At 59.7% G+C, this 23,528-nt stretch carries 16 protein-coding genes; 11 read left to right on the top strand and 5 right to left on the bottom strand.

Translation table 11 applies throughout. From position 1 onward, the window contains the following. Nucleotides 1-2 precede the first annotated feature (2 nt). A complete protein-coding gene (gene bamA, locus V7660_RS16710) occupies nucleotides 3-2,600 on the bottom strand; it encodes an outer membrane protein assembly factor BamA (protein WP_335604190.1) in 2,598 nt (865 codons plus the stop codon). Nucleotides 2,601-2,643: 43 nt separating this feature from the next. Further along, complete coding sequence (locus V7660_RS16715; RefSeq protein WP_335604191.1) at nucleotides 2,644-6,078, bottom strand: autotransporter outer membrane beta-barrel domain-containing protein; 3,435 nt, start codon at nucleotides 6,076-6,078, stop codon at nucleotides 2,644-2,646. Between the two features lie 419 nt (nucleotides 6,079-6,497). On the opposite strand from V7660_RS16715, the gene V7660_RS16720 reads away from it, so the two are divergent. From V7660_RS16720 to V7660_RS16730, 3 genes are read left to right on the top strand one after another with little or no spacing between them, the layout of a single operon-like run. Then, nucleotides 6,498-7,799, top strand: a complete 1,302-nt coding sequence (locus V7660_RS16720; RefSeq protein ID WP_335604192.1) for an efflux RND transporter periplasmic adaptor subunit — start codon at nucleotides 6,498-6,500, stop codon at nucleotides 7,797-7,799. Between the two features lie 11 nt (nucleotides 7,800-7,810). Continuing rightward, nucleotides 7,811-9,748 carry a MacB family efflux pump subunit gene (locus V7660_RS16725; RefSeq protein WP_335604193.1) on the top strand — a complete coding sequence of 646 codons (1,938 nt, stop codon included), beginning with the start codon at nucleotides 7,811-7,813 and terminating at the stop codon, nucleotides 9,746-9,748. Between the two features lie 2 nt (nucleotides 9,749-9,750). Beyond that, nucleotides 9,751-11,097, top strand: coding sequence for an efflux transporter outer membrane subunit (locus tag V7660_RS16730; RefSeq protein ID WP_335604194.1), 1,347 nt, complete (start codon nucleotides 9,751-9,753; stop codon nucleotides 11,095-11,097). A 4-nt stretch (nucleotides 11,098-11,101) separates the two neighbouring features. On the opposite strand, the gene V7660_RS16735 is transcribed toward V7660_RS16730, so the two are convergent. Then, nucleotides 11,102-11,887 (bottom strand): enoyl-CoA hydratase/isomerase family protein, encoded by a 786-nt coding sequence (locus V7660_RS16735; RefSeq protein ID WP_335604195.1) that lies wholly within the window; start codon nucleotides 11,885-11,887, stop codon nucleotides 11,102-11,104. Nucleotides 11,888-12,095: 208 nt separating this feature from the next. Between V7660_RS16735 and V7660_RS16740 the strand changes: the two genes are divergently transcribed. Further along, a complete protein-coding gene (locus V7660_RS16740; protein ID WP_335604196.1) occupies nucleotides 12,096-12,572 on the top strand; it encodes a MarR family winged helix-turn-helix transcriptional regulator in 477 nt (158 codons plus the stop codon). On the opposite strand, the gene proB is transcribed toward V7660_RS16740, so the two are convergent. Continuing rightward, nucleotides 12,573-13,736, bottom strand: a complete 1,164-nt coding sequence (gene proB, locus V7660_RS16745; RefSeq protein WP_335604197.1) for a glutamate 5-kinase — start codon at nucleotides 13,734-13,736, stop codon at nucleotides 12,573-12,575. Between the two features lie 245 nt (nucleotides 13,737-13,981). Here proB and proC point away from each other — a divergent pair, with 245 nt between their 5' ends. From proC to V7660_RS16765, 4 genes are all read left to right on the top strand, one after another. Beyond that, complete coding sequence (gene proC, locus V7660_RS16750) at nucleotides 13,982-14,761, top strand: pyrroline-5-carboxylate reductase (RefSeq protein WP_335604198.1); 780 nt, start codon at nucleotides 13,982-13,984, stop codon at nucleotides 14,759-14,761. 40 nt (nucleotides 14,762-14,801) lie between these two features. Next, a complete protein-coding gene (locus V7660_RS16755; protein WP_442910061.1) occupies nucleotides 14,802-16,055 on the top strand; it encodes a glutamate-5-semialdehyde dehydrogenase in 1,254 nt (417 codons plus the stop codon). A gap of 69 nt (nucleotides 16,056-16,124) precedes the next feature. Further along, nucleotides 16,125-17,687, top strand: a complete 1,563-nt coding sequence (gene putP / locus V7660_RS16760) for a sodium/proline symporter PutP (RefSeq protein ID WP_335604200.1) — start codon at nucleotides 16,125-16,127, stop codon at nucleotides 17,685-17,687. A gap of 92 nt (nucleotides 17,688-17,779) precedes the next feature. Then, entirely contained in the window at nucleotides 17,780-19,981 is a 2,202-nt protein-coding gene (locus V7660_RS16765; protein ID WP_442910062.1) for an alpha-glucuronidase family glycosyl hydrolase, read from the top strand. Between the two features lies 1 nt (nucleotide 19,982). Here the strand turns inward: V7660_RS16765 and V7660_RS16770 are convergent, their stop codons facing one another. Next, nucleotides 19,983-20,876: a LysR family transcriptional regulator gene (locus tag V7660_RS16770; RefSeq protein ID WP_335604202.1), complete on the bottom strand. Its 894-nt coding sequence runs from the start codon at nucleotides 20,874-20,876 to the stop codon at nucleotides 19,983-19,985. A 101-nt stretch (nucleotides 20,877-20,977) separates the two neighbouring features. Here V7660_RS16770 and V7660_RS16775 point away from each other — a divergent pair, with 101 nt between their 5' ends. From V7660_RS16775 to V7660_RS16785, 3 genes are read left to right on the top strand one after another with little or no spacing between them, the layout of a single operon-like run. Further along, the gene (locus tag V7660_RS16775; RefSeq protein ID WP_335604203.1) at nucleotides 20,978-22,474 is read left to right on the top strand and encodes a CoA-acylating methylmalonate-semialdehyde dehydrogenase; all 1,497 of its coding nucleotides are present in this window, start codon (nucleotides 20,978-20,980) and stop codon (nucleotides 22,472-22,474) included. A 4-nt stretch (nucleotides 22,475-22,478) separates the two neighbouring features. Next, nucleotides 22,479-22,730 carry a hypothetical protein gene (locus V7660_RS16780; protein ID WP_335604204.1) on the top strand — a complete coding sequence of 84 codons (252 nt, stop codon included), beginning with the start codon at nucleotides 22,479-22,481 and terminating at the stop codon, nucleotides 22,728-22,730. Next, entirely contained in the window at nucleotides 22,730-23,506 is a 777-nt protein-coding gene (locus V7660_RS16785; protein ID WP_335604205.1) for an enoyl-CoA hydratase-related protein, read from the top strand. The genes V7660_RS16780 and V7660_RS16785 overlap by 1 nt, the downstream gene beginning before the upstream one ends. Nucleotides 23,507-23,528 lie beyond the last annotated feature (22 nt).

The raw sequence follows: 23,528 nt of genomic DNA on the forward strand, positions 1-23,528 counted from the left end.
GGTCAGAACCGGGTCGATGTGCTGAACCGGAAGGATTCCGTCCGGTCGTATTCTTCACTCTTGAGAATGTGGCTGAAGTCGAACCGGATGGGGCCGAAGGGCGAGGTCCAGTAGACGCTGAGCCCGGTCGAGGCGCGCAGGGACAGATCGTCCTGCACCAGCTGAACCGCGTCCCGGCCATAGGTATCCGTGAACTCGACCGGGTCGCTCTTGTCGATATCGCTGAGCAGCCCGACGGCGCCCGCTTCCAGGAACAGCCCGGTCCTGATGCCATATTCTTCCGGCAAATAATTGGGCACGGACAGGTCGAGGCTGGCCTGGTAGAACGCATTGCCGCCCAGAGCGTTCAGGCGTTTCACTGTTTCTGTCCCATCATCATTCTGGATGATCTGGACAATGCGGGGACCGAGGCCAGCCGTGTCAAAGCCGCGGAAGCTGTTACCCCCCTTGAAGAAACGATTGTTGATCCTGACCCCTTGCGGCGTGGTTTGTCCGTATTCGGAGTTGGCATCGCTTGTGCCATAAGGTTCGATATAGCCGCCGGACAGGCGCAGGCTGCCGACGACGCCCTTGGTGATCCCCTGATAAATATTCATCGAGGCATTGGTGCGAATGAAATTCACGTCACCGCCAAGACCGGACACGTCCTGTCCGAACATGAGGTCAAAGCCGCCGGTTGGTTCGAGCGGGTCATTCTTCATGTCCAGCAGCAGATTATATCCGATGATGGACGAGATTTCCGACCGTTCGCTCGAGCAGAGCGTATAGCGGTTGAGGTAACGCGCATCGCACACATCCACGATCAGCGATCCATCGGGCAGGGGCACATCATCGGCGGTCAGATAGGCCACGCCGACAATATCGTCGCTCGTGTCGCCCGGTGTGTCATTATCATCCACCGTGTATTCCGTGGTCAGGCGTTCGCCACTGTCGGTATCGATCACGATGCTCTGGTCGACGACGTCGATCTTGTCATTCTGGAGCGTGTATTTGAGGCCGAGCTGGAGCCGTTCCGACAAGGGAAAGCCAAGCTGGGCGCTGAGCCCCATCGACTCGGTCGTGTATCCGCCGAGGTCGGTGTCGGAATAGTCGAGCCGGGTGGCGAAGGCGCCCAACCCGGCTGACATGTTGCGGTCGAGGAAGCGCGGCTCGGTATATTGCAGGTCGAGCACCTGTTGCAGGGCAGAGGTCGAGACGCGCGCAGACGCCGACTGTCCCCGGCCGAGCACATTGCGCTGTGCCACGCTGACATCCACGAGGAAGGATTCCGACGAGGAGAAGCCGGCCGAGAAGCTCATTTCACCGGTTGGCTGTTCGGTGACTTTCAGCTCCACATCAATCTGGTCGGCATCCGCCGTCGGGATTTCGGTCACCTCGACATCCTTGAAATAGCCGAGCGCGCGGACGCGGTTGCGGGAACGGTCCAGCAAGATCCTGTTGAAGGCGTCGCCTTCATTGATACGCAATTCCCGCCGGATCACCCGGTCCAGGGTCTGGGTATTTCCGACGATGTTGATGCGGTCGATATAGACACGCGGACCTTCATTTACGTGGAAGGTCACATTCACCGTGTGCGTTTCCAGATCGGCGGAGATTTCCGGACGGACATCGATGAAGGCATAGCCGCCAATGCCGGCAACATAGGTGAGCGCATCGATGGAATTCTCGATCGTATCGCCCCGGAACAAATCACCCGACTTGGCGGCCACAGAGGCTTTGAGCGCGGTCGTGTTGAGCTTTTCCAGCTCGGTTACGACATTGATCTCGCCGAAGCGGTAAATCTCGCCCTCGTCAATCGTGTAGGTGATGTAGAAATCCTTCTGGTCGGGCGTAAGCTCTGCCACGGCGGATTCCACACGGAAATCATAATACCCCCTGTTCTGGTAGAACTGACGGAGCAATTCGCGGTCATATTCCAGACGGCCCGGATCATAATTGTCATTCGACGAAAAGAACTGCCACCAGCGCGACTGCCGGGTGACAATCTCGGAACGGAGCCGGTCGTCCGAATACGTCTCATTGCCGAGAAAGTTGATGGCGCGGACGCCGGAGACCGGACCTTCGGTGATCGAGAAAATCACGTCCACACGGTTCTGGTCGAGCGGCACATATTCCGGGATGACCTTGGCAGAAAACCGGCCGGACTGGCGGTAGAGCTCCATTACACGCTGGACATCGGCCTGCATCCGGGCGGCGGTGAACACGCCGCGCGGCGCAATCTGAACCTCTTCGCGAATTTTGTCTTCCTTCAGCGCCTTGCTGCCTTCGATCATGACGCGGTTGACGATGGGGTTTTCCACAAGAGTGATGATGAGCTGGTTCCCGACACGATCAAAACTGGCATCGGCGAACAGGCCTGTGGCGAACAGGGATTTCAGCGACAGATCGATCCGGTTGGCATCAAAGGGCGAGCCCGGCTCGATGAGGAGGTATGACAGAACCGTTCGGTCTTCGATCCGCTGGTTTCCATTGATGATGATGGCCTCGATATTCCCCGTCGTGTCCGCCACGCCTGCCTGTGCGACTGCGGAGGGCTGGAGGGAACTGGCCACGGCGGCGAGCAGCAGGGAGAGCGCGAGAGTTCTGTTTTTATGGCTCATGAAATGGGCGTCCTGAAACAGTGAAAGGAAAGTGTCTGGAAAATCAGAAACGGAGTTTGACGGCGGCGTTGGCTGTGATTGCGGTCGCATCCGTCGAGAATTCGCCGTCCACGCCGAACCGGATTTTCAGGAGTTCGGAGCCTGCCAGCAGCGAAAGCCCCACCGTGGCCGCATCTTGAAAGGCTTCTGTCGCGCTTAGCGTGAAGCTGTCCTCATAGCCGACGAACCCGGCATCCACCTCATAAGGGGTCGAGGACAATGTAGAGCGATAGCCGATGTCCAGACCGGCGCGGACCATGGGCCGGGCCCGGCTGGCGCTTGTATAGCTGGAATAGGCTGGCCCGGTGCGAGATGAGTCCCCCCCGCCGCGCCATACATACGCAAAGCCAAGCCCTGCATCAGCCGTCACCCGGTCGGTACTCGCATCGCTGACCCACAAATTGAGACCGTTCGAGGCGGTTTCCGAGTAACCATCCTGATCGAGCTTGAAGTAGTCGACACCCACAGAAGGCGTCATCCTGAAGGCGCCAGAGCCGAACTCGGTCGAGGCGACAAGCGAGGCGGCGGTGGTTAGTCCATCCCAGGTGCCGCTAACTTCAGAGACATAATCTTCAAACTCGATTTCGCGATAGCTTGAATGATCGACCTTTGCGATCTGGCCGACCGCCTGGAGATTGATCCGGCCCATTTGTTCCGATGCATAGACGCCAAGACCCAGGCTTTTCATTGTCACCGGGTTTTCGCCGCCGGTTTTCTCCTCGAACTTGCCGTCTGTCATTGTGCCCATGAGGCCGACGGCGTCGAGGCCGAACAGGGACCAGTCATAGCCAAGCGCGAGCCCGAGGCCGCGCCCATCATAGCCCGGCCCCTCATCAGACCCGTCATAGCTGACATGGGAATAGGTTTCCTGCACCCAGGCGCCATTGCCCGAATCGCTGGAGGCGCGGGTGAACTCCAGATGGCTTCTCAGCGCGCCGAAGGCGGCATTCGACTGGGATTCCAGATAGCGTGTGGCCGCGTCAGTACGCTGCGGCAGGAGCAGATTGTACGCCTCCAGGAAATCATGCTCCGTCGAGAGCTGGGTAATGGCCGATCCGATATCGTCGTCGCTGGTAGCAACATTCAGGATGGCGGAAAGCGCATTGGACTGGTTGCCGTCGAGTTTGAGCTCGTCTGCGGTTTTCAGGCGGAAGCCGAGACTGAGGTCATCCGTAGTCGAACTCTCGGTTTGCAAGATGACATTGTAGATCCATGGAACATTCTCCGTGGAAAGTTCGGTTGCCTCTTCATCATAGGTCAAGGATCCGGCCTCGATCAGGGTGACGGCGAAGTCACCATCAATGAAAGAGGTCAATGTCGGCCGTATCAGCGTGTCGCTGCCAAGGGCTGCGTTTCCGGAGACCGATATAAAGGGCGTAGTCCGCAGGTTTTGCGGATCAATCTCGAACTCAAGTGTCGAGCCCCCTGTAACCGAGAGGGAAGCCAATTGTAGCGCCGTATCTTCCAGCAGGATGATTTCAGATTCCGAGATCGTCGCGTCGAGTCCGTAGGAATCGCTGGTCAAATTGCCGGTGAGCAGGGTGGAGGAGAGCAGGTCGAGCGTTCCGGTGGCGGAGCCGAAATCGAAATCCCCTTCGATTTCGCTGTTTTCCACCAGCAAGCTCAGCGTGTTGCCCGCAAAATATGTGTCCCCCAGAAACTCGGCGTCTGAGAGTTGGAATGTTGCGTCGCCGTCTCCAAAGAAGATATCCCCCACCAAGCCGCCATCGAGGATTTGCAAAGTGTCGTCGCCGCTGCCGAAAAGGATGTCGCCATAGATTGTTGGCTCGGTCACATCGTCTTCGTCGATCTCGTCATCCTCGTTGACGTCTTCGGTGGGCGTCTCCTGATACTGGAGAATGGTGGCCCCGCCGGTTTGCGCCGAGAGGTCAATCGCCACAGATGACCCTGTTTCCGTATCCTCCCGCCCGTCTGAAATGAGCAGGGCCGAGATCGCCCCCGTGTTCGTTATGGAGCGCAGTGTGTCACTCTCGTCAGTGATTGCGGTCGCTGCGCCGCCATAGCCATTCGAGGAGGCTGTGATTGACCCGCTGTTCAGGATCGATTCCAGAGTGCTTCGGCTGGAGATGATCAGTGCTTTGGCCGTATTATCCGTCAACGTATAGGTTGTGGAGCCAATGGTTCCGGAATTTTCAAACGTGCCAATGGACGTGCCGTCGCCAAGCAGGACGGCCACGGACGACGCCTCATACGCGGTCGCCTGGATAGAGCCAGAGTTCAGGATGCCGCCATCAATCGTGACGGTGCCAGTCCCGTCATTTGATCCGGCAATCGACAGAGCTGTTGCATCGAACCCGATGTTCAGGCCGCTCGAGTAGATTGTCCCGCGATTGATCAGGCCATGATCATAGGAGAATGTGGCGAGCACTTCGTCCACATCCTCGTCATCATCATCGTCGGTCGTATCCCGAACGGTCTCGACAACACCCGAGAAGACGAGATTCTCTCCCGCATCTGCCTGAATGTCCAAGGCGGGGGCGGAGCCGTAGCTGTAGATCCGCCCCGTCGAACGATTATCGTCGAAATCGTCGATTGTGTCCTTGGTTTCATCGTCCTCGTCTTCTTCCGAGATGAAATCATCGACCGCGCCATTGATCAGGAGTCCCTGACCAAGGCTGCCAGTGATCCGGACACTGTTTGTGTTGTCATACAGGTCATCTGCATCGCGGCGGTCTTCCACCGCTTCGGTGTCATCATCGATATAGATGGGTGCGATGTAATTGGTGGCCGTTGTACTGGTGAAGCCGGTCGAACTGATCGAGCTTTCAATAGTCAGATTTCCAGAAATATCGCCCTCAATTTCAAGGGCGGAGGCGTTCGCGCCCTGAACTGTGATGGCGCCGCTGATCAGCACGTCGCCATCGACATCGTCAGCGAAGGCGAGACCGCGGGCATTGTCGCCAATAACTGTCATCGACCCTTGCTGTGTGTAGTCGCCGGCAAGCGCCGATCCGATGAGGACACCCGCCGAGTCATTGCCTTCGATGACTAGGGTAGAGCCGTGGTCCAGGATTATGTCGCCGGTCACGGTGCCGCCGCCATCGACAAGAATGCCGATACGGTTGCTGCCTATGGCCAGCGGCCCGTCGAGATCGTCATCATCATCCTCGTCTTCCCGGTCATAGTCCTCCACGAATTCGATGGAGCCAGCATGGGTGAGGCGGGTGACCGTATCCGTGCGTATGGCGATCCCGATGACATCATCGGTATCCTCCGCGAGTATTTCCCCTTCCTGGGTGACGGTATTGTCGGAATCGACCGTGATTGCGGTTGTCCCGGACAGGCCAGTCAGATCGATGTCCCCATCCTCGGTGACCGTGACATCATCGGCTTGCCCGGCATTGGCGGTCGAGGTCTGGACGGGGGTAGTGGTGGAGTCATCTATCTCGACTGCCCAGACAGGGAGCGCAGTCGACATACCTAGCGCGATGATCAGCCCACGTTTCATCCTGTTGGAAAGACGTATCGGGCGGTTCGAGGCATGTATCCTTAAAGTATTGTTATTTAATGAAAAATCGTTCATGTTCGCGCGCTCCGCATCGGCCTGTCCTAGTGCGTTACGGGAGCGTCTTGTCTGAACTTTGCCGGAATGTGCCGCTTGTCAGCGAGAATTTGTCAGCCTGACATATTTGGCATGATACGCGGTGGGGCACTTGCCGGGATGAGCAACAGGCGATCCCGTTGCAACATTCTGGCAACAATACTGTGGTGAACGAGCGGCCTGAGCCGGTTTGAACAAAAAGTGCAACAAAATGCAGGGCATTGCGACGGAAACTGCTGCGCGGCGCGTTTAACCGGAGAACATGTTCACAGCCAGAATGCTGGAAAGAGACAAGAATGAGAATTTTCGGGAAACGATCTCGCTGGGTGATCGCTATCGTCTTCATATTGGCCCTTGGCGGGGCCGTCTGGTTCGCCAAATCGAATCTGGCCGCCTCTACAACACCTATTTATGAAACCTCCACCGCGCGGAAAGGCGATCTCGAAGTCACGATTTCGGCTGCCGGCACCCTTGCTCCCAAGGAAATGGTCGAGGTTGGCGCCCAAGTGTCCGGGCAGCTGGAAGAGCTGTTTGTTGATGTCGGCGATGAGGTCGAGAAAGGCCAGTTGCTTGCGCAGATCGATGCCACGATTGCTCAGAACACGGTCGAGGCTCAGCAGGCCCAACTCAATGCGCTATATGCGTCCCGGCGCCAGCAGACGGCATCCCTCAAACTCGCCAAGGCCGATGCGGAACGGGCCAGCATGCTGTTCGAAGCTGATGCCATTGCGCGGGCAGACTATGAAGCCTCAGTGTCCGAACTGGAGATTTCCGAAGGAAAGCTGGACGCAATCAATGCCCAGATTGCACAGCAGACCTCCAGCCTCCGAGCGGACGAGGCCAATCTCGAATTCACGAAAATCTATGCTCCCATTACCGGCACGGTCGTATCGCTCAGCGCCTCCGAAGGCCAGACACTGAACGCGAACCAGACCGCTCCGATCATCATGACTATCGCAGACCTCGGCATCATGACCGTTGAAGCGGATGTGTCCGAAGCGGATGTCCTGCGCGTGTCCAAAGGCCAGCAGGCCTGGTTTACCACACTGGGTGATTCAGACCATAAATGGGAAACCCAAGTGCGTCAGGTCTTGCCCACGCCGGAAGTCGTCAATGATGTCGTGCTCTACAAGGCGCTGCTCGACGTTGAGAACCCGGACGGAATCCTGCGCAGTGACATGACGGCCCAGGTCTTCTTCATTCAGGGGCAGGCCGAGGATGCGATCCTCATTCCGGTCACGGCGCTTCAGGCGCGTCCAGAGCGACCGGAAGGCACACAAGGCCAGCGCGCTGCGCGTCCCGAAGGTGAGAGCACCCAAAGTGACCGCGCCCCGAATGGTCCCAGGCAGGCCCTTCGCGCCGCGCGGGAACAATACCCTGACGCAGAGATGGGCATGGTGCTGAAACTCGACGCCAATGGTGAAGCCATACCGCAACCCGTTCTGGTTGGTTTGCAGACTCGGACGAGCGCCGAGATCCTGTTTGGTCTGTCGGAAGGTGATGAAGTGGTCACAGGTCAGGTCACGATACAGCCGAAACAGTCGACAGAGCGGCGTGACAATAATCAGCGGCGTCCCATGGGCCCGCCGCCGGTATAGGACGCAGCATCATGTCAGACCCCTTGCTGCACCTGCAGGACATTTCGCGCGTCTATGGAAAGGGCGACGCGGAAGTCCGCGCCCTCGACGGCGTTGATCTTACCATCCGCGAAGGCGAGTTCGTGGCAATCATCGGACAATCAGGTTCCGGGAAATCGACCTTGATGAATTTGCTCGGCTGTCTCGACCGACCAACCGCCGGAACCTACCGCATTCACGGACAGGATGTGTCCGATATGACCGCAGACGCGCTGGCTGCGTTGCGGCGCCGGACCTTCGGGTTCGTGTTCCAGCGATACAATCTGCTCGCTAATGTGAGCGCGTCGGAGAATGTCGAAATCCCTGCAATCTATGCCGGGATACGCCAGTCCGAGCGGAAAGCGCGCGCGCGCGACCTGCTCGGCCGGCTAGGCCTTGGGGGGCGAGAGAAAAGCCGGCCGGGCCAATTGTCGGGTGGCCAGCAACAGCGTGTCGCCGTTGCCCGGGCACTGATGAATGACGCCGAAGTCATTCTGGCGGATGAGCCCACAGGCGCGCTCGATACTGGCACCAGCGAGGAGTTGCTCGAACTGCTCGAAGAGCTGCACCGCTCCGGCCGCAGCGTTATCCTGATTACCCATGACCAGCATGTCGCCGAGCGGGCCGACCGGACCATTGAGCTAAGGGATGGCAAGATCGTCTCCGATTCCGGATTTGTGGATCGGCCACAGGCAGCGTTGGACCAGAAGGAGGTCAAATCCTCTCCCTCCTTTTTCCTTCAGCTCACGGAGTCGATCAAGACCGCGTTCCGGTCATTGCGCGCGAACCTCTTCCGCACAGCGTTGACCCTGCTGGGTGTCGTGATTGGTGTGGCGGCTGTGGTCGCGATGTTGGCGGTCGGGCAGGGCAGTCAGCGGGACGTCATGGCGCGGTTTGAGGACATGGGTGCAAATCTGCTCTTTGTGTCGCCCGGCGGTGACCGGGGCGCGCGCATGCGGGGTGATGCCATTGCGACCCTGACGCTGGAAGATGCTGAAGCGCTTGGGGAACTCGACAACGTCCTCGCCGCCGTGCCCTCACGATCCGGATCAGCAACCTTGCGCCGCGGCAGTAATGACCATCGCGGCTCCGTGGAGGGAGTCTCCGAGGACTGGTTGCTCGCCAATACGCGAAATCTTGCCTATGGCTCTTTCTTCACCGCTGAGGATGTGGATCGCCGGGTCGGTGTAGTCGTGCTGGGAACGACAACGGCAGGCGAACTGTTCGATAATGTGTCGGACGCCATGGGCGAATATGTCTTCCTGGCCGGTGCCCCGTTTGAAATCGCCGGGATCCTCGAAGAAGAAGGGGCGAGTTCGTTCGGGCGGGACCAGGATGACCTGGCGCTTATCCCCATTACGACAGGCATGATGCGCGTCTTCGGCAGTTCCTATCTGTCCAGTGTGACGATTGCGGTTGAGGATACGGATGTTATCTCCGACACCGAAACTCAGGCGAATGACCTCCTGCTTCAACGCCACGGGACACAGGACTTCCGAATACGGAATACGGCCTCCCTTCTTGAATCTGTTCAGGAGACACAAAACTCCTTCTCCATGCTCCTCGGAGCGGTCGCCTCCATCTCCCTGCTCGTGGGCGGGATTGGCGTGATGAACATCATGCTGGTCAGCGTCTCTGAGCGTACGCGTGAAATCGGTGTCCGCATGGCGACCGGGGCGCGACGGTCCGACATTCTCGTGCAATTTATCGTGGAGGCGGTCGTCGTGTGCGCCCTGGGCGGCGTGATCGGTATTCTTACCGGGTTTGCCATCTGTGCCATCCTTGCCAATCTGGGCACCAGCATCGCGATCACGCCGACGCCAGCGATCCTCGCATTTTCAACAGCTTTCCTGACCGGGTTCGTGTTCGGCTTCCTGCCGGCGCGCAATGCCTCGCGGCTTGACCCGGTCCGGGCCCTTGCGGCGGAGTAATCATGACCAGGATTTCCCTTCTTCCCCTTAGCCTGCTCATTGTGGCTGCCGGATGCGCGAGTACGCAGTCTTCTGACATGCCTGAATCCTCGGTCACTCTGCCGGGCGCTTATGAAACGTCCGTCGAGGCTGATCCGGCCTTGCCTGACACAGCGCTCTGGTGGTCCAGTTTCGGAGATAACTCCCTGGACGGGCTGGTCGATAGAGCCCTCCAGCAGAACAAATCGCTTGAGGCAGGGATGGCTAATGTCATTTCTGCTCGCGCCGCGCTGCGTGTGGCGGAGTCCAATGCACTGCCATCTGTGTCGGCAGGCGCGAATGTCTCGACAGACAGCGAGTCCGATTTCAGCAATTTCTCCCGAAGTGCCCGCTTGTCGGCGAGCTACCAGCTTGATCTGTTTGGCAGTGTTGCCGCCTCCCGGGAGGCCGCCGGTGCCAGCCTGGACTCGGCGGAGTTTGCGCAACGCGCACTTGAGCTGAGCGTCGCCTCCGATCTGGCGACGAACTATTTCAATCTTCAGGTCGCGCGCGAACAGCTTGCCGTCGCGCGGGATAATCTGGAAATCGCCGAGCGCATTTTCGAGATCGTTGAAGTGCGCTACGAGGCGGGCGAAATCTCGGGCTTTGATCGCGCCAGTCAGGAAGCGGCGCTCGCCAATTCCCGGGCGCAGATTCCGCAGATTGAGCAGCAGATACTGTCGCTGCGCACAGCGATTGCGATTCTTGTCGGGCAGGCGCCCCAGCAATTCGAAGTCGCAGAGGTCGATCTCTACGAAACCTACTTGCCGGTGCCCGAGGCGGGCTTGCCGTCCCAACTTCTGGTTCGCCGGCCGGACCTGCTTCAGGCCGAAGCAGATTTGCGGGCGGGCCAGGCGAATGTTCATGTCGCCCGGGCCGCCATGCTGCCAAGTATCGATCTCGGCGCGGGCGTGACGACCTTGCTCACCTCAATGTCGGATCCGACCGCGAGCTTGTCGGCTGCCCTGTCGCAGACGATCTTCTCGGGCGGGGCGCTGGAAGCCCAACTGGACAGCGCCAGGGCACGCCGGACGGCCTTGCTCGCCAATTACGAACAGGCCATTCTCACCGCCTTGCGCGAAGTGGACGTTGCCCTCTCGGCGATCAATACGAGCGCCCAGCGCGAAGCGCAGCTCGACATTGCGCTGGCTGCCAGCCGCAAGGCGCTGGACTCGGCAGAGCTTCGCTATCGTGTGGGAACGGATGACCTGACAAGTCTCCTGTCAGCGCAGCAGACCTATTATTCGGCAAGCCAGAGCGCGCTCGAGGCCCGTCGGGACAGGCTCACGGCCGCGATTGACCTCTATGTCGCGATGGGAGGCGGGTTCTAGCGGTTCAGCGCCAGGTGAATTTGGCAGGACGTTTCTCCAAAAAAGCGCTGTAGCCTTCCTGGAAATCGACATTCTCGAAACTCTCCAGAAACAGCGCTTTGGCTTCGGGGCTGTCGTCCCGCCAGCCCGCCTTCACCGCCTCGAATGTGCGCTTCATGGCCCCATGTGACCAAAGCGAGTTGGCGGCAATCTGGCGGGCGGTGTCGCGCGCCATCTGCAAGGCCGTTCCGCGCTCGGCAATATGCGTGACCAGCCCGATCCGGTGGGCTTCGTCGCAGTCGAAGAGCCGGCCGGTCAACAGCATGTCTTTCGCCGCAGGCACGCCGACGGTTTCGATCAGCCGCCGTGTGTCATCAACGGGATAGACGAGGCCCAGCTTGGCGGGCGGTACACCGAATTTCGAACCCTTGCCAGCAATACGAATGTCGGTCGTCAGAGCCAGACTGACCCCGCCGCCGACGCAGGCGCCTTCAATCGCGGCAATGACCGGCTTGGCGCATTTGGCGAGGCTCGTCACTGCGTCTGAAATCAGATTAGCCGAGTGTTCAGCGGTTTCGGGTGTCGCATAGATGGTTTCGAACTCGGATATGTCCGCCCCTGCCGCAAAGGCGCCTGCCGTGCCGCCATGCAGGATGACCGCCATGACGCCGGAATCCGTTTCCAGCTGTTTCACAAGGTCGGGGATCGCTGCCCACATGTCACTCGACAGGGCGTTGCGACGTTCCGGCTTGTTGAGGATCAGTTCGCCGATCCCATCGGAGACGTCGATACGAATGCGCTGGGAAGTCATGCTACGTCCTCGGTAGTGTCGTGATGGGCGCTTGCTGTGCTCTGTAATTCAACTCTCGCTGTAGGGGAGCAACGCTCATTCCGCTAGCCCGGCCTGGCTTTTTGCCACACCCAAGGAGGCGGGCGAACCGCCCCTGCCACTTCAAGTCCCTGATTTCTCGGCAGTTGTTGCAATTGACGCCAGCTTGGCTGTCTCTTTAGGTAAGGTCATGGCCAAACATACACAGCTGCTGACCGCGATCCGCCAAATTACGCGCGCCATCGATTTGAACTCGAAGCGGCTGGCGAAAACGACCGGCCTGACGGCGCCACAATTGATGGTGCTCCAGACCCTGTCCAGTGCGGGATCGGTCAAGCCGTCCGAAATTGCCCGGCAGGTGCACCTGTCGCAAGCCACGATCACGTCGATCGTCGATCGTCTGGAAGCGGCGGGCCTGGTCGAGCGGCAGAAGAACGAAACCGACCGCCGGGCGGTCGACGTCGTGATTACAGCGGCCGGACGCATTAGCCTCGAAGAAGCGCCCGAAGCGCTGCAGGAAGGGTTCCTGAAGCGCTTTGATTCACTTGAATTGTGGGAGCAGAGCCTGCTCATCTCGTCGGTTCAGCGGCTCGCCGCCATGATGAATGCCGGCAGTCTCGATGCAGCGCCGATCCTGGAAGTCGGGGACCTCCAGAAGGAAGACTGATCAGGTCTCGGAGATCTCGACCATGGTTTCCTGATCCGGCTTGTCCCAGAGCAGGTGACGATCTTCGAGCACAATCAGGTTTTCGCGGCTGATGACGGTGCCGCCTGTCTGGTAGCCGAGCAGTTCCTTGGGCGAGATTTCCGGATGGCGCGCCAGCACCATGGTTTCCTCGGACGAGAAATTGGTCATGCCGCGCGCGATTTCCGCGCCGCTTTCATCATAGACGTGAATGACGTCGCCTTTCACGTACTGGCCCTGAATGGACTTGATATCCTCGTGCAGTACGTGTTCCGGGCTATCGGACAGGCTGTTGGCCAGTTCATCACGGATAACGATGCTGCCGGCAATCTGCAGACGGTCCGTCAGCCATGCGGCCCATGCCGAGGCAGGCTTTGTATGGGCCAGGCATTTGGTATGCGGGCGCTCGTCATAGAGCACGGATGAGACCGGCGCTTCATGCTCGCCATTGGCGATCAGCGTCGTGCACCCGGCATTCTGGGCCATGTTGGCGGCTTGCATCTTGGTCAGCATGCCACCGCTTCCGAGGCTGCTCGTGCCTTCGGTGACGGCGATATACTCGCTGACATCGTGGACTTCCTCGACCAGTTTCGCGCCGGGCTCTTCCGGGTTCTTGTCATAGAGGCCATCGATACAAGTCAGGATGACGAGATGATCTGCTTGAATCATTTGGGCGACCTTCGCGGCAAGGCGGTCATTGTCACCCACGCGGATTTCCTCGGTCGTGATCGAGTCATTCTCGTTCACGATCGGCAGGATATCGCCCTGCAACAGGCGATGGACAGTGTTCTTGGTGTTCAGAAAGCGCTTGCGCTCCTCCATGTCCTGGAGGGTCACGAGGACTTGAGCGATGTCGAATCCGAACTCGTGCGCCACTTGCTTGTAGGCATTCAGCAGCAGCGGCATGCCGCACGCAGCGGCGGCCTGCTTGTCGCGCAGTCCGGCGGTTTCCGGCTTTTCGTTGAGCATGTTCAAGCCGAGCGCCACAGCGCCAGACGAACACAGCACGACTTCATATCCATCACTCCGCAATTTGGTGATGTCTTCAAGCAGCCGTTGTATGAATGCCCAGCGCGGTGTGAGAAGGTCTGGATTGGCAAGCAGGCTTGATCCGATTTTCACGACGATGCGTTTCTTGGAAGGCAAATTAGGCTCCGGTGGTTGCTTAGGGGCGGACATAAGAAGGTTTGGGTTACGATGCAAATAATTAGCTTACAAAATACCTTGAGACTTTCTTTAGCGTCCCGATACCTTGTTTAAAGGGACCTCAAACAAGGAAGTTGGGACAGATTGTGGCATAGGCTGGAACCTTGAGTATCTGTAATGGATTGTTTGAATTCTAAACAAATATCATTATCTCGCGGAACAAGCGGACAAAGGAACATTAAGGTATGAAGGTACTTCTCGTTGGATGTGGAAAGATGGGCGGCGCCTTGCTGACGCAGTGGATGCGCGCGACGGAAGGTGAATTCACCATTGTCGACCCTTTTCTTGACCAGCCAATGGAAGGGGCCCGGTTGTTCAAGGACATCAACGCACTTGGAGACGAAAAGTTCGATCTGCTGATTGTCGCGATCAAGCCGCAGATGGTGGACGAGATCCTGCCTGCCTATAAGGACGCGCTCAATCAGGATGGGGCTGTCGCGTCCATTGCCGCCGGATGTTCGGTGAAACGCCTCCAGGCGACCTTGCCGGGCTACCCGATCATCCGGATCATGCCGAATCTGCCATCCGCCATCGGGGCCGGGGTTGCCGGCCTCTATGCCAGTGAGGACGCAAACGCCGACCATAAGGGCGCCGTCGAGACGCTGATGCAGGCCGCAGGCACGGCCGTCTGGGTCGATGATGAAGACCAGATCGACCGGGTAACGGCCGTGGCGGGGAGCGGGCCAGGTTATGTCTTCGAGATTGCTCGCGCCTATATTGAGGCGGCCAAGGAACTCGGCTTCAGTGACGAACAGGCAAGCGACCTTGTGCTCGGCACGCTGGATGGCTCCATCCGCATGATCCTCGAAACCGGCGACACTCCGGAAAATCTCCGCAATTCCGTGACCAGCAAGAATGGCACGACCGAAGCGGGCCTTAAGGCCCTGAACGGAGACGGCAAACTGTCGGATCTCCTGAAAGCCACCACCGAGGCGGCCTACAAGCGCGCAATCGAGCTGCGCTAGGCACCCGAACACGAACCATGAAGGATGAAACGTGACCACATTGGATTCCCGTTTGAACGCATACATTTCCGGCCTCGGCCAGAACGCCCGCGACGCTGCCAAGGCCTTGCTGACGGCAACGACAAAGCAGAAGAATGACGCCCTGCGCGCATCCGCCAAGGCATTGCGCGAGGCAAAAGCGGACCTGCTTGCCGCCAACAAGGAAGATGTCGACAGCGTCGGCGACAGCCGGCCGGAATCATTCATCGACCGGCTGCGTCTCACCGACGACCGCGTCGAGGCGATGGCGAGCGCCCTGGAACAGATTGCCGAGCTGCCGGACCCTGTCGGACGGTTGCTCTCGACCACTGAGCGCCCGAATGGCCTGACCATTGAGCGCGTCGCCGTGCCGATTGGCGTAATCGGGATGATCTATGAATCCCGTCCGAATGTCGGCGCCGATGCCAGCGCACTGTGCCTCAAATCCGGCAATGCCGTGATCCTGCGCGGCGGCTCGGAGAGCAAGAATTCAACGCGCGAGATTGTGGCCTGCATGCAGACCGGGCTCGAAGCCGCTGGTTTGCCAAAAGGGGCCGTTCAGACTGTTGAGACCACTGACCGGAACGCCGTGACCGCCCTGCTGCATGCTGTCGACTATGTCGACCTCGTTATTCCGCGCGGCGGGCGCGGCCTGGTCGAACTGGTGCGCGACGAAGCCAAGGTGCCGACGCTGCTCCATCTCGACGGCAACTGCCACAGCTACATCCACGCCGATGCGGATATCGATAAGGCACTCGACGTGGTCCGCAACGCCAAGCTGCGCCGCACCGGTGTTTGCGGCGCGACCGAGAGTATCGTGGTGGACCGCGCCATTGCTGATGCCGTCATTCCCCGACTGGTGAAGATCATGGAAGGCTGCGAGCTGCGCGGCGATGCCGAAGCGCGCGCCATAGAGCCCAGCCTGGCCGAAGCGACCGAGGAAGATTGGTCGACGGAATATCTCGATACGATTGCGTCAGTCAAAGTCGTGGACGGGCTGGATGAGGCCATCAGCTTTGTCAGCGAGCACTCTTCGGGCCATACAGACGCCATCCTGACAGAAGACCAGGAAGCGGCGCGGCGCTTCATGACGTCCATCGACAGCGCGGTCGTCATGCACAATGCCTCGACCCAATTCTCCGATGGGGGAGAGTTCGGCATGGGCGCAGAGATCGGCATTGCGACCGGCAAGATGCATGCGCGTGGACCAGTGGGGTTGGAGCAACTGACCAGTTTCAAATATCTGGTACATGGCAACGGGCAAACGCGGCCCTAGAAACGAACATCTGATGCGCGGCCACGGGGGGCGCGCTTTTCCGTACTATACGAGGACAGCGAGACACATATGACAATCAGCGTTCCCGAAATGATTTCTCTCGGGGCGTATTTCGTCCTGATGATGGCCATCGGACTATATGCCTACAAGGAGTCCACGAGCGACGTATCCGAATACATGCTGGGCGGACGTAATCTCCACCCGGCGGTCGGCGCTCTCTCTGCCGGCGCGTCCGACATGAGTGGCTGGATGCTGATGGGCCTGCCGGGTGCCATTTATGTCAGCGGCTTTTCGGCCGCCTGGATCGCAGTTGGCCTGACGGTCGGCGCCTATCTCAACTATCGGTTCGTCGCGCCGCGTCTGCGCATCTATACTGAAATGGCCGATGACTCGATCACCATTCCGGATTTCTTCGAGAACCGCTTTCACGATACCAGCCATGCTCTGCGCACGATTTCCGCGCTCGTGATCATCGTGTTCTTCACCGTCTATACCTCGTCCGGCATCGTCGCGGGCGGCAAGCTGTTCGAGTCGGCCTTTGGCCTGAACTACCAGCTTGGCCTGTTCGTCACGGCAGGTGTTGTCCTCGCCTATACAGTGATCGGCGGCTTCCTTGCCGTCAGCCTGACGGACTTCGTGCAGGGCTGCATCATGTTCATCGCACTCATTCTTGTGCCCGTGATCGCGTTTTTCGTGGTCGGGGGCTGGAGCGGCATGGAAAGCGCCATCATGGATGCGCCGGCCTATGTGAATGCCGACAGCGGGGCGGCCGGGCCGTCGCGCAACCAGTTCTTCGACATGTGGCCAGAGGGTATGACCGTGCTCGGTCTCATCTCCCTGCTGGCCTGGGGCCTCGGTTATTTCGGCCAGCCGCACATCATCGTGCGCTTCATGGCCATCCGGTCACTCAAGGATATCAAGACCGCCCGCTTCATCGGCATGAGCTGGATGCTCGTGACTGTTATCGGCGCCGTGTTCGTCGGCGCGGTCGGCGTGGCATATGTCCAGCAACATGAGCTCAGCGCCCAGCTGACGGATTCTGAAGCCATCTTCATCCTGCTGTCGCAGATCATCTTCCATCCGCTGATTGCCGGTTTCCTGCTGGCGGCCATTCTCGCCGCGATCATGAGCACGATTTCCTCGCAGCTGCTCGTGTCTTCAAGCTCGATCACCGAAGACGTCTACAAGACCTTCTTCCGGCGCGAGGCTTCCCAGTCGGAATTGGTCATGATTGGTCGGATCGCGACAGTTGTGGTCAGCCTTGTTGCGATTGGGCTCGCCTTCAATCCGAACAGCAATATCCTCGATCTCGTGTCGAATGCCTGGGCGGGCTTTGGCTCCGCATTTGGTCCGATCATTCTGCTCAGCCTGTTCTGGCGCGGCCTGACGCGTGACGGCGCACTCGCCGGCATGATTGTCGGCGCGGTGACCGTACTGGTCTGGCTCTACCTTCCGATCCTGCCAACCGAAGGCGGCGCGGTGCCGCTCGAATCCCTCGTCTATGCCATGATCCCCGGCTTCCTGCTGTCAGGCCTCGCAGCCTATCTTGTCAGCGTGATTGGCCGCTCGGTGAAGCCGAAAGTGGCCGCAGGGTTTGATGATATGAGCGAGGTGATGAACGACGCTCCCTGATCTGGTGCTGCCCCTCTGAAAAGAGGGGCGGTGACACATGCTGCCTGTCGCGTTAGGTAATGATAACGCAAACATTCGGGGGCGATGGCCGCATGGCCGTCGCCTCCCGATATATAAACGGGTCAAGGGTTGTGAAGAATCAGCTGAAGCGCGTCGCTAGTCTGTTCATTTCGGTTTCAATTGGTTTCGGCGTGTTGCCGGCTGTCGCAGAGGATGGCTACGAACTCTGGCTTCGGTATGAACAGCTTGAGACCCGGCCCGACGACGTGCCGCGCCATGTGATGGCCGCCTGCGCCGAGCCGTCGGAGACGCTTCAGGCCGCGCTTGAGGAAATCGACCGGGCCACGGAGTCCCTGCTGGGAAATTCCCTCCAATCCACGGACAGGCTGCGCAGCCGGACGCTCGTGCTGGCCAGTGCGGACTGCGCCGACGCGATTGATGAGGCGGACCTGCCAACCACTGAAACCGTTGGAGCCGAGGGCTTCGCCCTGCGGGCAACGAAACTGAACGGTAAGCGCGTGACGCTGATCGCCGCGCAATCCGACGTTGGCGTCCTCTATGGCACGTTCGACTATCTCCAGCGCATGTCGCGCGGGGAGGCGCTCTCGGATATCGACGTCATTTCACGTCCCAAGACCAAGCTGCGCCTGCTCAATCATTGGGACAATCTGGATCGCCATGTCGAGCGGGGTTATGCGGGTCAGTCGATCTGGGACTGGCACCGGCTGCCAGACTATCTCGATCCGAAATATACAGACTATGCCCGCGCCAATGCGTCCATTGGCATCAATGGGGTGTCGCTGACCAATGTGAACGCTGACGCGACTGTGCTGACCGCGCCATACCTTGAGAAGGTCGCAGCCCTCGCAGACATTTTCCGGCCCTATGGGATCAAGGTCTATCTGACCGCGCGCTTCTCTGCACCGATGGAACTGGGCGGCCTCGACACAGCCGATCCGCGCGCCGCCGAAGTGCAGGCCTGGTGGCAGGCCAAGGTGGATGAGATCTACACCCATGTGCCGGATTTCGGCGGCTTCCTCGTGAAAGCGAACTCCGAAGGCCAGCCCGGCCCACAGGATTATGAGCGCAGCCATGCCGAAGGCGCGAACATGCTGGCCACCGCGCTTGCCCCGCATGACGGCATCGTGATGTGGCGCGCCTTTGTCTACTCGGCCGAAGAGCCCGAAGACCGCGTGAAGCAGGCCTATACCGAATTCGTGCCTCTGGATGGTCAGTTTGCAGACAATGTTCTGGTGCAGGTCAAGAATGGTCCGCTGGACTTCCAGCCGCGCGAGCCCTTCCATCCACTGTTCGGCGCGATGCCGGAAACGCCGTTGATGATGGAACTCCAGATCACCAAGGAATATCTCGGCTTCTCCACCCATCTCGCTTATCTGGGCACGCTCTGGGAAGAAGTGTTGTCGGCCGATACGCACGCCAAGGGTGAGGGCACAAGCGTTGCCTCGGTGATCGACGGCGCTGCGCATGAGTACGAGCTTACCGGCATGGCAGGCGTTGCCAATATCGGCAGCGACCGGAACTGGTCGGGCTCGGTGTTCGACCAGGCGAACTGGTACGCCTTCGGGCGGCTTGCCTGGGATCCGGACGCCTCCTCTGAGGCCATCGCCCGCGACTGGGTGGAACAGACCCTCAGCCGCGCGCCGGAAGTCGCCGACGACATTACCGGCATGATGATGGGCTCACGCGAAGCGGTCGTGAACTATATGACGCCGTTTGGCCTCACCCACCTGATGGGAACCGGCCATCATTATGGCCCGGCCCCCTGGGTCGATGATCTCGGACGGGCAGACTGGACCCCATATCATTATCACAAGGCCACAAAGGATGCGGTCGGCTTTGACCGGACCGAAAGCGGCTCTGGCGCGGTCGACCAGTATGCCGGGCCGTTGGCGCAGGAATGGGCGAGCCTCGACACAGTGCCGGATGAATTGCTGCTCTGGTTCCATCGCGTGCCGTGGGACTACCAGCTCTCAAACGGCCAGACGCTCTGGCAGGAACTCGTGAACCGCTATGACCGAGGCGTCAGCGCGGTGGAGGCGATGCAGGCGCAATGGGCGAGCCTGGAGAACGAGATTGATGCCGAGCGGTTCGCGCAGGTCTCGGCTTTCCTCGGCATTCAGCATCAGGAAGCCATCTGGTGGCGTGACGCCTCCATCGCCTACTGGCAGAGTGTGAACGGCTTGCCTCTGCCTGAGGGTGCAGGGCCGCCCGCACATGATCTCGACCATTACAAGCGCCTGTCTTTCCCGAATGCGCCGGGGCAGGGTGAATAGGCTAGCTGGTGCCAGTCAGCCGCTCGATTGAGGCGGCGAACAGATCATCCAGAAAATTGCTGACGGCGCGCACGCGTGTTGTTCCGTGCACGTCCTCATGGACGGCAAGCCAGAAGGCGCGGTCGATGCGGACCTCCTCTGGCAACACATGGACGAGGTTCGGGTCGCCCGCCGCGATGAAGTGGGGCAGCACGGCAATCCCGGCACCTTCGCGGGCCATTTGCCATTGCGCCACGATGGACGGGCTGCAGAAGCGCGGCGTCAGGCCGGGGGCAATGTCTTCGTGATAGCGCAGCTGGGTTGAGTAGATGAGATCGTCGACATAGCCGATGAGATCATGCTCGCCGAGATCGCTTACCTGTTCGACCGGGCGTGTGCGGGCGAGGTAATCCGGATGCGCATACATCTGCAGCACATAGTCCGACATCTTGCGCACCTTCACGCGGCCCGTCTTCGGCCGTGTCAGCATGATCGACATGTCCGCTTCGCGCTTGGGCACGCTGACAAAGCCGGAGACGGCAATGATGTCGAGCCCGATATGCGGGTTCTGCGCGGCGAAGTCCGCCATGGCGGGCGCAATCAGGAGACTGCCGAGTCCTTCTGTCACGCCGAGCCGGACGCGTCCTGCGGCGAGCGGGCCGTCATTGTCTGACAGCGCAGCGATCTCTGAAGCGGTATGCTCCAGCCCCTCTACCTTGTCGGCGACGGTTTGGCCGACCGGCGTCAGCACATGGCCCTTGGGCGTCCGCTCGAACAGTTCAAGGCCGAGTTCGGTCTCCAGCCGTCTCAGGCGACGACTGATCGTTGTCGGGTCCAGCCCCGTGCGCGTGGCCACATCGGCGAGACGCGGATGGCGGCTCACATCGAGCAGAAGGCGGAGATCGTCCCAGTTCATTACTTGTTGCCTGCGATTTTGCAGCTCGTAGCTGCGATATTGTCCATTTACCGGAATTTATACGCGCGCTACGGTCCCGTCAAAATCAAAGGGAGTTTCTCATGCGCGAAGTGCACCACTTCATTGGCGGAAAGTCTGTCACCGGCACGTCCGGTCGGTTCGGCGACATCTACAATCCCAACACTGGTGAGGTTCAGGCCCGCGTCGCGCTGGCGACCAGTAATGAAGTTTCACAGGCCATCATGAATGCGTCCGAGGCGTTCCCGGCCTGGTCCATGATGAACCCCCAGCGCCGCGCGCGGGTGATGTTCGAATTCAAGCGCCTGCTGGAAGCCAATATCAATGAGCTGGCCGAATTGTTGTCGGCCGAGCATGGCAAAGTGGTTGCGGATTCGCGCGGCGACGTGCAGCGCGGCATTGATGTGGTCGAGTTCGCCTGCGGCATCCCGCATTTGCAGAAGGGCGAGTATACCGAGGGCGCAGGCCCCGGCATCGACGTCTATTCCATGCGCCAGCCTTTGGGCGTGGTGGCCGGTATCACGCCATTCAACTTCCCGGCCATGATCCCGTGCTGGATGGCCGCCGTGGCGATTGCCTGCGGCAACACTTTCATCCTGAAGCCGTCGGAGAAAGACCCGTCGGTGCCGATGCGGCTTGGCGAATTGCTGCTTGAAGCCGGCGCACCGGAAGGCGTGCTGAACGTGGTCAATGGCGACAAGGTGGCTGTCGATGCCATCCTGACCCATCCGGAGGTTAAAGCCGTCAGCTTCGTCGGATCCTCCGACATCGCACAATATGTCTATTCGACTGGCACAGCACACGGCAAGCGCGTCCAGGCCATGGGCGGGGCAAAGAACCACGGCATCATCATGCCCGACTGCAACATGGAGCAGGCGGTAAAGGACATTGTCGGTGCGGCCTATGGCTCGGCGGGCGAACGCTGCATGGCGCTGCCGGTGGCCGTCACAGTCGGCAAGAAGACGGGCGACGAGTTCGTGGAGCGCATGGTGGATGCTGCGCGCAATCTGAAGGTCGGCATCTCGACCGATGCGGACGCGCATTACGGCCCGGTCGTTTCGGCTGCGCACAAGGCCAAGGTCGAAAGCTACATCCAGATGGGCGTCGATGAAGGCGCAGACCTCGTGCTCGACGGTCGCGGCCTGAAGCTGCAGGGCAATGAGAATGGCTATTTCATCGGGCCGAACCTGTTCGACAATGTGAAGCCCACGATGCAGTCCTACAAGGAAGAGATTTTCGGTCCGGTGCTGCAGGTCGTGCGCGCCGAGACGCTGGAAGAGGCCGCCGCCCTGCCGAGCAATCACCAGTATGGCAACGGCGTCGCGATCTTTACCTCCAATGGCCGCGCTGCGCGCGAGTTTGCCGCCCAGGTCAATGTCGGCATGGTCGGCGTAAACGTGCCGATCCCGGTGCCGGTCTCGTATCACACGTTTGGGGGCTGGAAGCGCTCGGCCTTTGGCGATACCAACCAGCATGGCCCGGAAGGCGTCCGCTTCTGGACAAAGATCAAGACGGTCACCCAGCGCTGGCCCGAAGGTGATATTGGCGATCAGGCCTTTATCATTCCGACGATGGGGTAGAGATTTGAAAAAAGCCGCCTCGCTTGTTCTCCGATTAGGTATCATCGCTGCAGTTGCTGGCTTTGCCGTGTGGGTGCTGGGATGGATGGAGCGCGATAGTTGCGCAAAGGGCGGCGGGCTATGGCTGAAACCTTCCGAGGAATGTGTTTGTACCCATTTCCTGCGGGGCGAGTATGCCGATACGCCAACACCTAAACAGATAGCGCACCGAATGGAATGCGAGCTGAAACCTACTGCTTCTGATTGGATTGAATGATGAGCACTTACGACACAATCACTTTTGAACATTCTGACCGCATTGCGCTGGTCACGATCAACCGGCCCGACAGCCTGAATGCGCTGAACCAGGAGGTCATGGCGGAAGTGGCAGATGTGTTCGCGCGTATCGACCGCGACAAGGATATTGCCGTCACCGTGCTGACCGGCGAGGGCCGCGCCTTTGCCGCCGGCGCCGACATCAAGGAGATGCAGCCGCAAAGCTTCTCCGACATGTATGTCGAGGACTTCTTCGGCTTGTGGGATCGTTTCGCGGCCTGTCGCAAGCCGGTAATCGCGGCGGTCAATGGCTTCGCCCTCGGCGGCGGCTGTGAACTGGCCATGATGTGCGACATGATTATCGCCTCTGACAAGGCCAAGTTCGGCCAGCCGGAAATCAAGCTGGGCGTCACGCCCGGCATGGGTGGCTCGATCCGCCTGACAAAGGCCGTCGGCAAGGCGAAAGCCATGGACATGGTGCTGACTGGCCGGATGATTGATGCCGCCGAAGCTGACCGGATCGGGCTCGTCTCCCGCGTCGTCGAGCATGATACGCTGATGGACACGGCGATGGCGGCGGCGAAAGAAATCGCCGGCTATTCCATCCCGTCCATCATGGCGGCCAAGGAAATGGTCGGCCGTGCGCTGGAAGTCTCGACCGTAGAAGGCGTGAAGTTCGAACGCCGCCTGTTTCAGGGTCTGTTCGGAACCGCAGACCAGAAGGAAGGCATGGCCGCCTTCACAGAGAAACGCGCGCCGGACTTCAAAGACAAATAAGCCTGCACCGGAGTGCATAAAC

Source organism: Hyphomonas sp., assembly GCF_036964145.1.
Lineage (GTDB): Bacteria > Pseudomonadota > Alphaproteobacteria > Caulobacterales > Hyphomonadaceae > Hyphomonas.

What these genes read in the sequence shown, in the direction of transcription:
- bamA (WP_335604190.1), bottom strand. Translation starts at nt 2,600, where the DNA reads ATGAGCCATAAAAACAGAACTCTCGCGCTCTCCCTGCTGCTCGCCGCC.
- V7660_RS16715 (WP_335604191.1), bottom strand. Translation starts at nt 6,078, where the DNA reads ATGTCGACTGCGCTCCCTGTCTGGGCAGTCGAGATAGATGACTCCACC.
- V7660_RS16720 (WP_335604192.1), top strand. Translation starts at nt 6,498, where the DNA reads ATGAGAATTTTCGGGAAACGATCTCGCTGGGTGATCGCTATCGTCTTC.
- V7660_RS16725 (WP_335604193.1), top strand. Translation starts at nt 7,811, where the DNA reads ATGTCAGACCCCTTGCTGCACCTGCAGGACATTTCGCGCGTCTATGGA.
- V7660_RS16730 (WP_335604194.1), top strand. Translation starts at nt 9,751, where the DNA reads ATGACCAGGATTTCCCTTCTTCCCCTTAGCCTGCTCATTGTGGCTGCC.
- V7660_RS16735 (WP_335604195.1), bottom strand. Translation starts at nt 11,887, where the DNA reads ATGACTTCCCAGCGCATTCGTATCGACGTCTCCGATGGGATCGGCGAA.
- V7660_RS16740 (WP_335604196.1), top strand. Translation starts at nt 12,096, where the DNA reads ATGGCCAAACATACACAGCTGCTGACCGCGATCCGCCAAATTACGCGC.
- proC (WP_335604198.1), top strand. Translation starts at nt 13,982, where the DNA reads ATGAAGGTACTTCTCGTTGGATGTGGAAAGATGGGCGGCGCCTTGCTG.
- putP (WP_335604200.1), top strand. Translation starts at nt 16,125, where the DNA reads ATGACAATCAGCGTTCCCGAAATGATTTCTCTCGGGGCGTATTTCGTC.
- V7660_RS16765 (WP_442910062.1), top strand. Translation starts at nt 17,780, where the DNA reads ATGGCCGTCGCCTCCCGATATATAAACGGGTCAAGGGTTGTGAAGAAT.
- V7660_RS16770 (WP_335604202.1), bottom strand. Translation starts at nt 20,876, where the DNA reads ATGAACTGGGACGATCTCCGCCTTCTGCTCGATGTGAGCCGCCATCCG.
- V7660_RS16775 (WP_335604203.1), top strand. Translation starts at nt 20,978, where the DNA reads ATGCGCGAAGTGCACCACTTCATTGGCGGAAAGTCTGTCACCGGCACG.
- V7660_RS16785 (WP_335604205.1), top strand. Translation starts at nt 22,730, where the DNA reads ATGAGCACTTACGACACAATCACTTTTGAACATTCTGACCGCATTGCG.